The organism is Frigidibacter sp. MR17.14 (assembly GCF_037095735.1).
In the GTDB taxonomy this organism is placed as follows: Bacteria; Pseudomonadota; Alphaproteobacteria; order Rhodobacterales; family Rhodobacteraceae; genus Frigidibacter.
Genome location: NZ_JBAWKD010000003.1, coordinates 493,239 through 506,166 on the forward strand (window position 1 = coordinate 493,239; position 12,928 = coordinate 506,166).

A 12,928-nucleotide genomic window follows, 5' to 3' on the forward strand; every position below is an offset into this window, starting at 1 on the left:
GAGTTTAGCAAGCGGATTCGTCCGGGCTGACGCGAACGTCAGCTGTGCGGGCCCGCACCTGACGGCTTCGTCAGGGAACCGGGATCCGCGAAACGCAGCCAGACCAAGGGGATCAGAGCAGCGGCCCGACCGTGGCGACGAGATTGCAGGCCATCCGCCGCGGCAGGCCCCAGGCGCGGATCAGCTCGGGGTCGACGCGCTGGCTGTCGTCGAGCCACTCCTCGAACCGCACCCGCAGCGCCGCGGCCAGCGCCACGTCATGGGCCAGAAGGCTGTTCTCGTAATTCAGCTCGAAGCTGCGCCGGTCCATGTTGGCCGAGCCGACGACGATGCCCTGCATGTCGGCGACCAGCACCTTGGCGTGCAGAAGCCCGGGGCGGTATTCGTAAAGCTCGACCCCGGCCGAGATCAGCGGGCGGTAGTAGCTGCGGCTGGCGAGGCCCACGGTGCGGCTGTCGTTGCGCTCGGGCAGGATCATCCGCACCCGCACCCCCCGCACCGCCGCCGCGCAGATCTGCTGGTGCAGCGCCTCGTTCGGCACGTAATAGGGCGTGACGATCAGCAGATCGCGCTGCGCGGTGGCGATCACCGCCTGGAACAGGTCCGACACCGCCTTCTTGTTCATCCCCGGGCCAGAGCCCACCGCGATCGCCGTCACCCGCCCCTCGGGCCCGCCGTCGGCATCGTGCATCGGCTCTGCCAGAAGCTCGTCGATGGTCTCATAGGCATGGGTGGCCCAGTCGGCCGCGAACAATTGCTGGTGCTGCCAGACCACCGGCCCGGTCATCCGCACCATGATGTCGACCCAGGGCGCGAAACGCGGCTTGATCGCGAAGGCCGGGTCGGCGCAGTTCTGGCTGCCGGCATAGGCGATGTGGTTGTCGATCACCACGATCTTGCGGTGATTGCGGATATCGATGCGGCTGATCGACAGCCGCAGCCGCGGGAAGCTGATCGCGAAGGCCCGCGTGCACTGCACCCCCGCCGCACGCATCCGTCCCCAGGTGGCAGAGCCCGCGAACTTGCGCGCCCCCAGAGCGTCGACCATCACCCGGCAGGTGACGCCGCGCCCGGCGGCGCGGATCAGCGCCTCGGCCACGCGCTCGCCGTTGCGGTCGTTCAGCCAGATGTAGAACAGCAGGTGGCAGTGGCGTTGCGCGACGTCGATGTCCTCGACCAGCCGGTCGATGAAGCTGTCGCTGTCGCGCATCATCGCGATGCGGTTGCCGGGCAGCGGGCGAAAGCCGTTGGCGGCGGCGGCGCGGGCGAAGGCGGGGCGGTAGGGCTCCGGGATCGGCGCCTCGCCGGGGGCCGAGGGCGGCTCGGGCGGCAGGGCGGCCAAGGCCTCGGTCATCCGCTGGATCTTGCCGCGGCTGATGCGGACCTCGCCCACGAGGAAATACAGGCCCACACCGACGAAGGGCAGACCCACCACCACCAGCACCCAGGCCATGCGCGCGGCCGGCTCGCGGTCCTCGCGGGCCAGAACCCGCATCAGGGTCAGCGCCTGAAGCAGGAAGTGCAGGACCACCGACCATTGGAACGAACTGAGCATGATCCCCCTGCATCCCTGTTCCGCGCCAACCCCGTGACGACGGGGCGGTTCCCCGCGCAGTCCCGGGCGCCGACGATTTGCGCTCGCGGCGGCGTCCCACGCAGTCGCGGCCCCGTCCACGAACCCTTTCGTGGTCGAATGTCCCTGTCCAGACAATGGGATCAGAAGTGCGCGTTCAACTGTTTGCTGCGACACTCGCCGCCTGCGCCCCAAGTGTCGGCTCCACGGAAATCACGACCGTGCGCGCCTGCGGCCTGATGCAGCCCGGCCCGCCGCTGGTCGGAGCGGGGTCCTTGGCGACGCGCAGCGGGCTTCAGGGTCACGCGCGATGCACGCCTTCATTCACCGCGCGGGGCCCTGCACGGTCCCCGGACCGCATTCGGTGAAAGCGGGCAAGCTCGCCTCGCCGGACGCCCGGCCCGCACCCGTCCTTCGGTCGCGGTCCCTGTCGCCGTCCGAGGTTCCGCAATCGACGGCGCGCGCTCGCCCCCCGGCAGATCCTTGCCCCGCTGGCCGCCGACGTTCGGGCGACCGTCCGCCAGCCCGTGACCTGCGGCGCAGCGGCCGACGGCGACCGGTCAATCGGCTTCGGCACGAGCCGCCGGCCAGCGGTGGCGACGGGCTGCGACGGCGGGTCTTCGGCGACGTCGTCCCTGGCAGTCTGACCGTCACGGTCGGTGCCGCGCTGCCGCCGCCTTTTTCTCTGGTCGCGCTGCCGGCGACCAGCGGTCTGGACGCGCTGGCACCGGGGCACCATCGGGCGAAGCGCGGCGGCAGGGGCCGCGCCCTCAGCGCGGGCTCACTCGGGCGCGGCCTCGGCCAGCAGATCTGTCAGCGCCGCCATGTCTTCGGGCAGCGGGCTTTCGAAGCGCATCTCCTCGCCGGTCACCGGGTGGCGGAAGCCCAGCGTCGCGGCATGCAGCGCCTGGCGCGGGAAGGCTTCGACCGCCTCGGCCCGCTCGGCCCCCAGCGCGGTGGCCGAGACCTTGCGCCGCCCGCCATAGGTCTGGTCGCCCAGAAGCCCGTGCCCGCAATAGCTGAGGTGGACTCGGATCTGGTGGGTGCGGCCGGTTTCCAGCCAGCAGTCCAGCATCGCGACCGGTCCCGCCCAGGCCTCGACCACGCGGGCGCGGGTCACGGCGTGGCGGCCCTCTTCCCAGACCACCGCCTGGCGCTGGCGGTCGGTGCGGTGGCGGGCAAGGTTGGTGGCGATGCGCAGGATGCCGCCCGCCTCGAAGCTGACGCCTTTCAGCCCGCGCAGCCGCGGATCGGCGCGGTCGGGCACGCCGTGGCAGAGCGCGATGTAATGGCGCTCGACCGAGTGGTCCTCGAACTGCGCGGCAAGCCCGTGATGGGCGCGGTCGGACTTGGCGACGACCAGCAGCCCGGTGGTGTCCTTGTCGATGCGGTGCACGATCCCCGGCCGGCGGGCGCCGCCGATGCCCGACAGCGTGTCGCCGCAATGGTGCAGCAGCGCGTTGACCAGCGTGCCGCGCGGGGTGCCGGGCGCGGGATGCACGACCATGCCCGCGGGCTTGTCGATGACGATCAGGTCGGCGTCCTCGTAGACGACGCTCAGCGGGATGTCCTCGGCGACCGTTTCCAGCACCTCGGGTTCGCCCACGTCGATCTCGATCACGTCGCCGGGCGCGACCTTGGTCTTCTGTTCGGTCAGCACCGTGCCCTCGCGGGTCACCGCGCCCTCGGCGATCAGCTTGGCCAGCCGCGAGCGCGACAGGGACCATTCCTCTGGCACGGCCTGCGCCAGCGCCTTATCAAGACGCTGAGGCGCATCCTCGCCCAGAATGACGACGAGAGGGTCCCGTTCCGTGTCCAAGTCCGACGCTCCAGAAAGCCTGCTGCCGCCCGAACTGAGGTTCCTCAAGATCCTCGTCTCGGCGCTGGCGGGTGTGATGATCGTGGGGCTTCTAGCCATCGTGGCGCTGCTTGTCATCCGCTTCTCGTCCGCGCCCGAGGTGCCGCGCCTGCCCGAGGCGGTGGTGCTGCCCGATGACGCCAAGGCGAAGGCCGTGACCTTCGGCACCGGCTGGTATGCGGTGGTGACCGATCAGGACGAGATACTGGTGTTCGACGCAGGGTCTGGCGAGATCACCCAACGTGTGAAGATCGCCCCCTAAAGCCCCCACATCGCTGGCATTCCCACCTCGACCGAGGTGCCGGCCGGATCGCGGCAATAGAGCGAACGCGCCCCCGAGGGCCAGAGGTGGTCAAGCTCGATCGCGACACCTTGGGCCAGCAGATGACGGTGCCAGTCGTCGATCTCGGCCAGCGTCTCGGCGCGGAAGCAGACATGGCCGGGGCCTGTCGCGCCGTGGCGGGGGATCGCGATCTTCGGGTCGGGGCGGGCCGAGACCTCGGGGTCGAAGATCAGCAGCATCTGCGAACCGCAGCGCAGGAACACCAGCCGCCCGGGCACCTTCTGCACGACCTCCAACCCGAAGACGCGGGTGTAGAAATCCTGCATCGCATCGAGATCCGTGGCGTAAAGCACGGTTTCCAGAATGCCGTCCGCGCGCATGGCTTTCCCCTCAGGCACCGGGGCGGATCACGCCCCCTTCGGTCACGATCAGGTCGAGCGGCTGGTCGGTGGCCTCGATCGGCACCTCCTCGACCTCCTGCGCGGCCCAGGCGAAGCCGATGGCGATCACCGGGCCCTTCGCGCGCAGCCGTTCCAAGGTACGGTCGTAGAAGCCGCCGCCATAGCCCAGCCGATAGCCGCGCCAGTCGAAGGCCAGCATCGGCACGATCAGCACGCTGGGCAACAGCCAGTCGCCGCTTTCCGGGATCAGCGCGCCGAAATCGCCGGGCACCATCGGTACCTCGGGCGTCCACTCGCGGAAGAGAAGCGGCAGCCCCTCGCCCTCGATCACCGGCACCACGATGCGGCTGCCCTGCCCGCGCGCCAGATGCGCGGCCATGGCGGGACGGGGATCGATCTCGGTGCGGATCGGCATGTAGCCTGCCATCACCTGCCCCACGCAGGGCGCGAGCACCGAATAGAGCCGGGTCGAGGCGCGTTCCAGTGCCTCGCCCTGCCCGGCGGCATGGGCCGCCTTGCGGGCGGCGAAGGCGGCGCGGCGGGTCGCGGCCTTGGCTTCGAGAAGATCGGTCACAGCAGGATCACCGTTGCAAGGCCAAGGAAGGCGAAGAAGCCCACGACATCTGTCATCGTGGTGACGAAGGTGCCTGAGGCCAGCGCCGGGTCGAGGTCGAACCAATCGAGCGCCAGCGGGATCAGCGTGCCCGCCAACGCCGCCACGATCAGGTTCACCACCATCGCGATCGCGATCACGAGGCCCAGAAGCGGCAGCCCGTAGACCCCCCAGCCGACCGCGCCCATGATCACCGCGAAGAGAAACCCGTTGATCGCGCCCACCATCGCCTCGCGCCGCACCACCCGGCCGGCATTCGAGCGGGTGAGGTTGCGCGTCGCCAGCGCCCGCACCGCGACGGCCAGCGACTGGGTGCCCGCATTGCCACCCATCGAGGCCACGATCGGCATCAGCGCCGCCAACGCCACCAGCGACTGGATCGTGCCCGAGAATTGAGAGATCACGAAGGCCGAGAGATTGGCGGTCAGCAGGTTGATCAAGAGCCAGGGCGTGCGCTGGCGCACCGTCTCGCGCACGCCGTCCGAGATCGAGCTTTCCTCGCCGACACCGGCGAGGCGCAGCACGTCTTCCTCGTGTTCCTCGTCGAGCACGTTCATCGCGTCGTCGATGGTGATCACGCCCACCAGCCGGTCGTCGTCATCGACCACCGGGGCCGAGATCAGGTGATACTGGTTGAAGGCATAGGCGACGTCGCCTTCCTCTTGCAGGACGTGGAAGGTGCGGAAGCTGTCCTCGAGGATGTCCTTCAGCGCCATGTCGCGGCGCGAGGCCAGGATCTTGCCCAAGGTCGCATGGCCCACCGGGTGCTGGCGCGGATCCACCAGAACGACATGGTAGAACTGCTCGGGCAGCCAGTCGGCGGTGCGCAGCGAGTCGATGGCCTCGCCCACCGTCCAGTGCTCGGGCGCGGTGACGACCTCGCGCTGCATCAGGCGGCCGGCGGAATATTCGGGATAGGTCAGCGACTGCTCGACGGCGGCGCGGTCGCCCTCTTCCAGCGCCTCGAGGATGATTTCCTGCTGGGGCTCCTCGAGGTCCTGGATCAGGTCGACGACATCGTCCGATTCCAGCTCGCGCACGGCCTCGGTCAGGATCTCGCGCGGGAGGTATTCGATCACCTCCTCGCGGATCGACTCGTCGATCTCCGACAGCACCTCGCCGTCGATGCCGCGCGGCCAGATCTGCAGAAGATCGCGCCGCTCGTTCGGGCCGATCTGTTCGAGAAGGTCGGCGATGTCGGCGGCGTGCAGAGGCTCGGTCAGGGATTCGAGCCGGGCGGCATCGCCCTCCTCGACCGCCTCGAGGATCTCGCCGACAAGCGCGGCATCGAGCGCATAGTCCTCGTCCTCGCGCTCGGGATCCTCGATCTTCTGCTCGGCCATGGCGCCCCCTTCGGTCTTTGGCGCGGAGCCTAGCCGAGGGGGGCGGGAAGGACCAGTGCGGGCGCGGCATTGCGGCGAGGGCGCTTTGGGGCCGGGCGGCGCGGGGGGCTGCCTGCCCCCCGGTCTCCGGCTTGCGCCGGAGCCTCCCCCCGGGGATATTTGCGCCAATGAGAATGAGTTGGCGGAGGGCGTCTTGGCCGAGATCCTGATCGGAACCACGCTGGAGTTCACCGGCGATCCCTTCCTCGAGGGGCCGGAGGCGGCGCGGATCACCACGCGCGGCGGGGTGCTGGTCGAGGGCGGCCGGATCGCGGCCCTGGGCGACGGCGCGGCCCTGCGCGCGGCGCATCCGGGGGCGGTTGTGACCGATCTGGGCGACCGGCTGATCTCACCGGGTTTCGTCGATGCCCATGTGCATTACGCGCAGACCGCGATCATCGCGAGCTGGGGCAAGCGGCTGATCGACTGGCTGAACAGCTATACCTTCCCCGAAGAGATGCGCTTCGGCGACCCGGCCTATGCGGGGGACATCGCGGGGCGCTATCTCGACCTGGTGCTGGCAAACGGCACGACGACGGTCTGCAGCTATGCCACGATCCATCCCGAAAGCGTCGATGCGCTGTTCGGGGCGGCGCAGGCGCGGGGGATGCGGATCTATGCCGGCAAGACCTGCATGGACCGCAACGCCCCCGAGGGGCTGCGCGACACCCCCGCCCTTGCCTATGACCAGAGCCGGGCGCTGCTGGAGCGTTGGCACGGCGTCGACCGGCTGGGCTACGTCATCACGCCGCGGTTTTCGCCGACCTCGACACCCGAGCAGCTGATGGTGCTGGGCCAGCTGTGGCGCGAGCATCCCGACTGCCTGATGCAGACCCATCTGAGCGAGCAGACCGACGAGATCGCCTGGGTGAAATCGCTGTTCCCGCAGGCGCGCGACTATCTCGACACCTACGAGGCGCAGGGACTTCTGGGCCCGGGCGCGGTCTTCGGCCATGCGATCCATCTCGAGCCGCGCGAGCGGGCGCGGCTGCGCGAGGCCGGGGCGGCGCTGGTGCATTGCCCGACCTCGAACACCTTCATCGGCTCGGGCCTGTTCGACATGGGCGGGCTGAAGGCCGAGGGGCATCTGGTGGGGCTGGCGACGGACACCGGCGGCGGGTCGTCCTTCTCGATGCTGCGGACGATGGCGGCGGCCTATGAGCTGGGCCAGCTGCGCGGCCGGGCGCTGCATCCGGCCGAGCTGTGGTGGCTGGCGACCTGCGGATCGGCCGCGGCCCTGCGGGCCGGGGCGCGGATCGGGCGGCTGGCGGTGGGGATGGAGGCGGATCTGATCGCGGTGGACCTGGCCTCGACCCCCGCGATCGCGCAGCGGGCCGCGCGGGCCGGCGACGCCTGGGAGGCGATCTTCCCGACGATCATGATGGGGGATGACCGGGCCGTGGCCGGGGTCTGGGTCACCGGACAGCGGCTGCGCTGACCGCGGCCGGGGGCCAGAGCAGCCAGAGACGCCATCGCGGTGATGCGGATCGGGTGCCTCGCAGCTGTCACACCTTCGCTCTTTCAGGAGTTGCGTCCCGTCCCTTGCGATGACAGCCACCGACGTCAGAAACCTCTGATCCCAGCCCTCTGACGCCGGGTTTCCAGATCCGGCCACCTCGTTCCGACGGCAATTCCACGCTCTCGGAAGCTGGTGTCGCGAAGGGCCGGCGCGGGACCAGAGCGGTGGATTGACGGCGCGGGGCCTGCGGTCGATCATGCGGTGGAACGATCTATCCCCACGGCACCCATGACGGACGGACATGAATGAAGCGGGAGGATCTCGGTGACCTGATGGCCTTCCTCGCCGTCTGCGAAGCGCGCAGCTTCACCCGGGCCGCGGCGCGGCTGGGAACCTCGCAGAGCGCGCTGAGCCACACGGTCAAGCGGCTGGAGGAGCGCATGGACCTGCGGCTGCTGACGCGCACCACCCGCAATGTCATGCCGACGCCGGCGGGCGAGCAGCTGGCGGCCACGCTGCGTCCCGCGCTGGACGGGATCGAGGCGCAGCTCGCGGCGCTGAACGAGATGCGCGACCGCCCGGCGGGGCTGGTGCGGATCAATGCCTCGCACCATGCCGCGACCGAGATCCTCTGGCCGAAACTCTCGCCGCTGCTGGCCGCGCATCCCGACGTGCAGATCGAGATCGTGGTCGAGCAGCGCCTGACCGACATTGTCGAGGACCGCTTCGATGCCGGCGTGCGGCTGGGCGAGAGCGTCGAGAAGGACATGATCGCCGTGCGGATCGGCCCGGACCTGCGAATGCTCGCCGTGGCTGCGCCCGACTACTTCGCCCAGGCCGGACGCCCCGCAACGCCGCAAGAGCTGACACAGCACAACTGCATCAACCTGCGCCTGCAGACGCTTGGCGGGATCTACGCCTGGGAATTCGAGCAGGACGGCCGGCCGCTCAATGTCCGCGTCAGCGGTCAGGTCACCTCGAGCGATGTCGAGATCATCATCCGCGCCTGTCTCGACGGGCGCGGCATCGCCTGCCTGCCGGACTACCACCTGCGCGAGCATATCGCGGCCGGGCGGCTGGAACCGGTGCTCGAGGCATTCTCGCCGGCTTTCCCCGGCTATCACCTCTACTATCCCTCGCGCCGGCAGGCCTCGCCGGTCTTCGCGCTGGTGCTCGAGGCGCTGCGCCACCGCGGCTGACCGCGCGCCGCGGCGGGTCACATCGGCGTCATCGCGACCGGGATGCGGCCCGGGGCGTCGAACCGCGCGAACGCCCGCCCCGGCAGGGCCAAGTGGGGCCTCGGCGCGGCCGCGGCGGCCCGCGGCCGGGCCATTCATGCGGCAAAGAGATAACTGCAAGCGGCCCGACGGCATAGTCTTCGCCGCGCCGTCGACTATGTCACCGGTATCCCGCCCGGCCACGCCCCGCAGCGCGGCCCCAGCCAGACACTCAGGAACCCAGATGTCCCCACCCATCGCGTTCGAGATCCGCCGGCGCACGCTGCTGGCCTCTTCCGCCGCCGCCGCCATGTCGGTCGCGGCCCAGCGCCCCGCGGCAGCCAAGACGCCCGCCGTGCCCGCCCCCGAAACCCGGACCGTCACGCTGAACGTGAACGGCACCGCCCGGCAGATCGCCGTCGACACCCGCACCACGCTTCTCGACGCGCTGCGCGAGACCTTGCACCTGACCGGCACCAAGAAGGGCTGCGACCACGGGCAGTGCGGGGCCTGCACCTGCACGGTGAACGGGGCGCGGATCAACAGCTGCCTCAGCCTTGCGGTGATGCATGACGGCGACGAGATCGGCACGATCGAGGGGATCGGCACGCCCGAGGCGCTGGACCCGATGCAGGCGGCCTTCGTGAAGCACGACGGCTTCCAGTGCGGCTACTGCACCCCCGGCCAGATCCAGTCGGCACACGCGGTGCTGGACGAGATCCGCGCCGGCATTCCCAGCCATGCGACCGGCGACCTGACCGCCGCCATCGCCCTGACCGATGCCGAGATCCGCGAGCGGATGTCGGGCAACCTGTGCCGCTGCGGGGCCTATGCCAACATCCTCGCCGCCATCACCGAGGTCGCGGAGCAGGACGCATGAGAGCCTTCACCTACGAAAAGGCTGCCTCGCCGCAGGCCGCCGCCGCCCGTGCCGCAGAGGTCGAGGGCGCGACGTTCATCGCCGGGGGCACCAACCTGCTGGACCTGATGAAGCTCGAGATCGAGACGCCGGTCCACCTGATCGACGTGAACGGCACCGGGCTCGACACGATCACCGAGACCGCCGAGGGCGGGCTGAGGATCGGGGCGATGGTGCGCAACACCGCGCTGGCCGCCGATGCCCGCGTGCGGCGCGACTGGCCGGTGCTGACCCGCGCGCTGGTCGCCGGTGCCTCGGGCCAGCTGCGCAACAAGGCGACCACCGCCGGCAACCTGCTGCAGCGCACCCGCTGCCCGTATTTCTACGACACCGCCCAGCCCTGCAACAAGCGCAGCCCCGGCGCGGGCTGCGCCGCGCTGACCGAGGGCGCCTTCTCGCGCCAGCTCGGGGTCATCGGCACTTCGGACGCCTGCATCGCCACCCATCCCTCGGACATGGCGGTGGGCCTGCGGGTGCTGGACGCGGTCATCGAGACGGTGACGCCGGCCGGGCTCACCCGCACGATCCCGCTGGCCGACTTCCACACCCTGCCCGGCGCCACGCCCGAGCGCGAGACCGTGCTGATGCCCGGCGAGATGATCACCGCGGTGATCCTGCCCGCCCCGGTCGGCGGCCGGCAGGCCTATCACAAGGTGCGCGACCGGGCGTCCTATGCCTTCGCGCTGGTTTCGGTCGCGCTGATCCGCCAGCCCGACGGCACCGGGCGCGTGGCATTGGGCGGGGTCGCGCCGCGGCCCTGGTCGAGCGCCGAGGCCGATGCAGAGCTGCCCAACGGCGCCCGCGCCGTCATCGCGACGCTTCTCTCGGGCGCCCGCCCGACCGAGGAGAACGCCTTCAAGATCACTCTGGCCGAACGCACGCTGGCCGCCATGCTTCAGGAGGCCTGAGATGGAGTTCAACGCCCCCGCCGGGCGCAACCTCTTCGACGAGGCCCGCGTCATCGGCAAGCCGCACACCCGCATCGACGGGCCGCTGAAGGTTTCGGGCCGGGCGCCCTATGCCTATGAACGTCACGACGTCGCGGCCGACCAGCTGGTCGGCTATCCCGTGGTCTCGAGCATCGCGCAGGGCCGCGTCACCGCCATCGACACCGCCGCGGCAGAGGCCAGCCCGGGCGTGCGCGGCGTGGTGACCACGCTCGAGACCGGCGAGATGCCGAAGCCCTTCAGCCAGAACGTCGCCCCGCTGTTCGGGGGCGAGCGCATCTTTCACTATCATCAGGCGCTGGCGGTGGTGGTGGCCGACACGCTGGAACAGGCCCGTGCCGCGGCGGCGCTGGTCCGCATCGACTATGCGCCCGACGAGGGCAGCTACGACATGGAAGCGCGCTGGGACGCCCTGCGCGACGATGCCTCGGACCCGGTGGCGCGGGTCGGCGACTTCGAGGGCGCCTTCGCGGCGGCCGAGGTGACGCTGGACGAGGACTATCGCACCCCCGCCCACAGCCACGCGATGATGGAGCCGCATGCCAGCATCGCCGAATGGCGGGACGGACGGCTGACCGTCTGGACCTCGAACCAGATGATCGCCTGGAACCGCCAGTCGCTGGCCACGACGCTGGGTCTGGACCCCGAGGACGTGCGCGTCGACAGCCCCTATGTCGGGGGCGGATTCGGCGGCAAGCTGTTCCTGCGGGCCGACGCGGTGCTGGCGTCGCTGGCGGCGCGCAAGCTTGGCCGGGCGGTGAAGGTCGCCCTGCCCCGGCCGATGGTGATCAACAACACCACGCACCGGGCGGCGACGATCCAGCGCCTGCGCATCGGTGCCAACCGCGACGGGCACATCACCGCCATCGCCCATACCGCGGTCTCGCACACCCTGCCCGGCGGCTCGGGCGAGAATGCCGTCGACCAGACCCGGCATTTCTATGCCGGCGCGAACCGCCTGATCGTCAACCATCTGGCCGAGATGCACCTGCCCGAGGCCAACGCCATGCGCGCCCCCGGCGAGGCCTCGGGGCTGATGGCGCTTGAGATCGCCATGGACGAGATGGCCGAGAAGCTGGGCATGGACCCGGTCGAGTTCCGCGCGATCAACGACGTCCAAGTCCATCCCGAGGATGCGGGCCGCCCCTATTCCGACCGCAACTTCGTCGCCTGCCTGCGCGAGGGGGCGGCGGCCTTCGGATGGGAGTCGCGCAACCGCAATCCCGGCGGGCGGCGCGAGGGCGACTGGCTGATCGGCCACGGGCTGGCGGGCGCCTATCGCGGCTCGCCCGTGCTGGCCTCGGGCGCGCGGATCCGGCTGACGCCCGAGGGCGGGCTGATCGTCGAAACCGACATGACCGACATCGGCACCGGCAGCTACACGATCCTTGCCCAGACCGCGGCCGAGGTGATGGGCCTCGGCATCGACCGGGTCGAGGTGCGGCTGGGCGACAGCGACTTCCCGGTCGCCGCGGGTTCGGGCGGGCAGTTCGGCGGCCCCTCGTCCACCGCCGGGGTCTATGCGGCCTGCCTCGCGCTCAGGGCCGAGATCGCCCGGCGGATCGGCGCGAACGATGCCGAGGCGCTGGTCTTCGCCGACGGCGCGGTGACCGCGGGCAGCGAGACCCGGACCCTGGCCGAGATCGCGGCCGGCGAAGAGATCGCGGCCGAGGACAGCATCAGCTTCGGCGACTTCCGCGACGCGGCGCAGGTCGCGACCTTCGGCGCGCATTTTGTCGAACTCGCGGTGCATGCGCTGACCGGCGAGATCCGGTTGCGGCGGATGCTGGCCGCCTGCGACGCGGGACGGATCCTGAACCCGGTCACCGCCCGCAGCCAGGTCATCGGCGGCATGGTGATGGGTGTCGGCGCGGCGATGATGGAGGAACTGGCCCCCGACACCGGGCGCGGCTTCTTCGCCAACCACGACCTCGCGGGTTACGAGGTGCCGGTCCATGCCGACATCCCGGTGCAGGAGGTGATCTTCCTCGACACGCTCGACGCCACCGCCACGCCGATGAAGGCCAAGGGCATCGGCGAGCTTGGCCTCTGCGGTGTCGCCGCCGCCGTCGCCAATGCCGTCTACAACGCCACCGGCGTGCGCCTGCGCGACTATCCGGTGACGCTGGACAAGCTGATCGACAGGCTGCCCGCAGCCTGACCGATCGCGCTCCCGGCCGCCCTGCCGGGCGCGCCGGGTACGACGGCCATACGGAATGCAGGGATCCCCCGACGCGGCCCTCGGCGGGTCTTCGGGGCGGACCGGACGGTGGCGC

General features: G+C 70.5%; 11 protein-coding genes. 6 read left to right on the plus strand and 5 right to left on the minus strand.

All coding sequences use genetic code 11. The annotated features are described in order from the left end of the window. Nucleotides 1–112: 112 nt before the first annotated feature. Nucleotides 113–1,555, minus strand: coding sequence for a cardiolipin synthase (cls, locus tag V8J36_RS11055; RefSeq protein ID WP_336467336.1), 1,443 nt, complete (start codon nt 1,553–1,555; stop codon nt 113–115). Between the two features lie 799 nt (nt 1,556–2,354). Beyond that, nucleotides 2,355–3,392 (minus strand): RluA family pseudouridine synthase, encoded by a 1,038-nt coding sequence (locus V8J36_RS11060; RefSeq protein ID WP_336467337.1) that lies wholly within the window; start codon nt 3,390–3,392, stop codon nt 2,355–2,357. Here V8J36_RS11060 and V8J36_RS11065 point away from each other — a divergent pair. Continuing rightward, complete coding sequence (locus V8J36_RS11065; protein ID WP_336467338.1) at nt 3,385–3,693, plus strand: DUF6476 family protein; 309 nt, start codon at nt 3,385–3,387, stop codon at nt 3,691–3,693. The two genes, V8J36_RS11060 and V8J36_RS11065, sit on opposite strands and share 8 nt — an antisense overlap. Here the strand turns inward: V8J36_RS11065 and V8J36_RS11070 are convergent. The 3 genes from V8J36_RS11070 to mgtE are packed head-to-tail and all read right to left on the minus strand — an operon-like array spanning nt 3,690 to nt 6,071. Continuing rightward, on the minus strand, nt 3,690–4,094 hold the full coding sequence (locus V8J36_RS11070; protein WP_336467339.1) for a VOC family protein: 405 nt from the start codon (nt 4,092–4,094) through the stop codon (nt 3,690–3,692). The genes V8J36_RS11065 and V8J36_RS11070 overlap by 4 nt on opposite strands. 10 nt (nt 4,095–4,104) lie before the next feature. Then, nucleotides 4,105–4,689 (minus strand): 5-formyltetrahydrofolate cyclo-ligase, encoded by a 585-nt coding sequence (locus V8J36_RS11075; RefSeq protein ID WP_336467340.1) that lies wholly within the window; start codon nt 4,687–4,689, stop codon nt 4,105–4,107. Further along, nucleotides 4,686–6,071: a magnesium transporter gene (mgtE, locus tag V8J36_RS11080; protein ID WP_336467341.1), complete on the minus strand. Its 1,386-nt coding sequence runs from the start codon at nt 6,069–6,071 to the stop codon at nt 4,686–4,688. The genes V8J36_RS11075 and mgtE overlap by 4 nt, the downstream gene beginning before the upstream one ends. 178 nt (nt 6,072–6,249) lie before the next feature. Between mgtE and guaD the strand changes: the two genes are divergently transcribed. The 5 genes from guaD to paoC all read left to right on the plus strand — a co-directional run bounded on the left by guaD (nt 6,250) and on the right by paoC (nt 12,813). After that, nucleotides 6,250–7,548, plus strand: a complete 1,299-nt coding sequence (gene guaD, locus V8J36_RS11085) for a guanine deaminase (RefSeq protein ID WP_442902474.1) — start codon at nt 6,250–6,252, stop codon at nt 7,546–7,548. A 326-nt stretch (nt 7,549–7,874) separates the two neighbouring features. Next, nucleotides 7,875–8,768 (plus strand): LysR family transcriptional regulator, encoded by an 894-nt coding sequence (locus V8J36_RS11090; protein ID WP_336467342.1) that lies wholly within the window; start codon nt 7,875–7,877, stop codon nt 8,766–8,768. A 262-nt stretch (nt 8,769–9,030) separates the two neighbouring features. After that, the gene (paoA, locus tag V8J36_RS11095; RefSeq protein WP_336467343.1) at nt 9,031–9,666 is read left to right on the plus strand and encodes an aldehyde dehydrogenase iron-sulfur subunit PaoA; all 636 of its coding nucleotides are present in this window, start codon (nt 9,031–9,033) and stop codon (nt 9,664–9,666) included. Then, nucleotides 9,663–10,613: an FAD binding domain-containing protein gene (locus V8J36_RS11100; protein ID WP_336467344.1), complete on the plus strand. Its 951-nt coding sequence runs from the start codon at nt 9,663–9,665 to the stop codon at nt 10,611–10,613. The genes paoA and V8J36_RS11100 overlap by 4 nt, the downstream gene beginning before the upstream one ends. 1 nt (nt 10,614) lies before the next feature. Further along, entirely contained in the window at nt 10,615–12,813 is a 2,199-nt protein-coding gene (gene paoC, locus V8J36_RS11105; RefSeq protein ID WP_336467345.1) for an aldehyde oxidoreductase molybdenum-binding subunit PaoC, read from the plus strand. The last annotated feature ends 115 nt before the right edge of the window (nt 12,814–12,928 follow it).

Excerpts from the sequence above, each read along its gene's own strand:
- paoA (WP_336467343.1), top strand. The coding sequence starts at position 9,031 with ATGTCCCCACCCATCGCGTTCGAGATCCGCCGGCGCACGCTGCTGGCC.
- V8J36_RS11100 (WP_336467344.1), top strand. The coding sequence starts at position 9,663 with ATGAGAGCCTTCACCTACGAAAAGGCTGCCTCGCCGCAGGCCGCCGCC.
- mgtE (WP_336467341.1), bottom strand. The coding sequence starts at position 6,071 with ATGGCCGAGCAGAAGATCGAGGATCCCGAGCGCGAGGACGAGGACTAT.
- paoC (WP_336467345.1), top strand. The coding sequence starts at position 10,615 with ATGGAGTTCAACGCCCCCGCCGGGCGCAACCTCTTCGACGAGGCCCGC.
- V8J36_RS11070 (WP_336467339.1), bottom strand. The coding sequence starts at position 4,094 with ATGCGCGCGGACGGCATTCTGGAAACCGTGCTTTACGCCACGGATCTC.
- cls (WP_336467336.1), bottom strand. The coding sequence starts at position 1,555 with ATGCTCAGTTCGTTCCAATGGTCGGTGGTCCTGCACTTCCTGCTTCAG.
- V8J36_RS11090 (WP_336467342.1), top strand. The coding sequence starts at position 7,875 with ATGAAGCGGGAGGATCTCGGTGACCTGATGGCCTTCCTCGCCGTCTGC.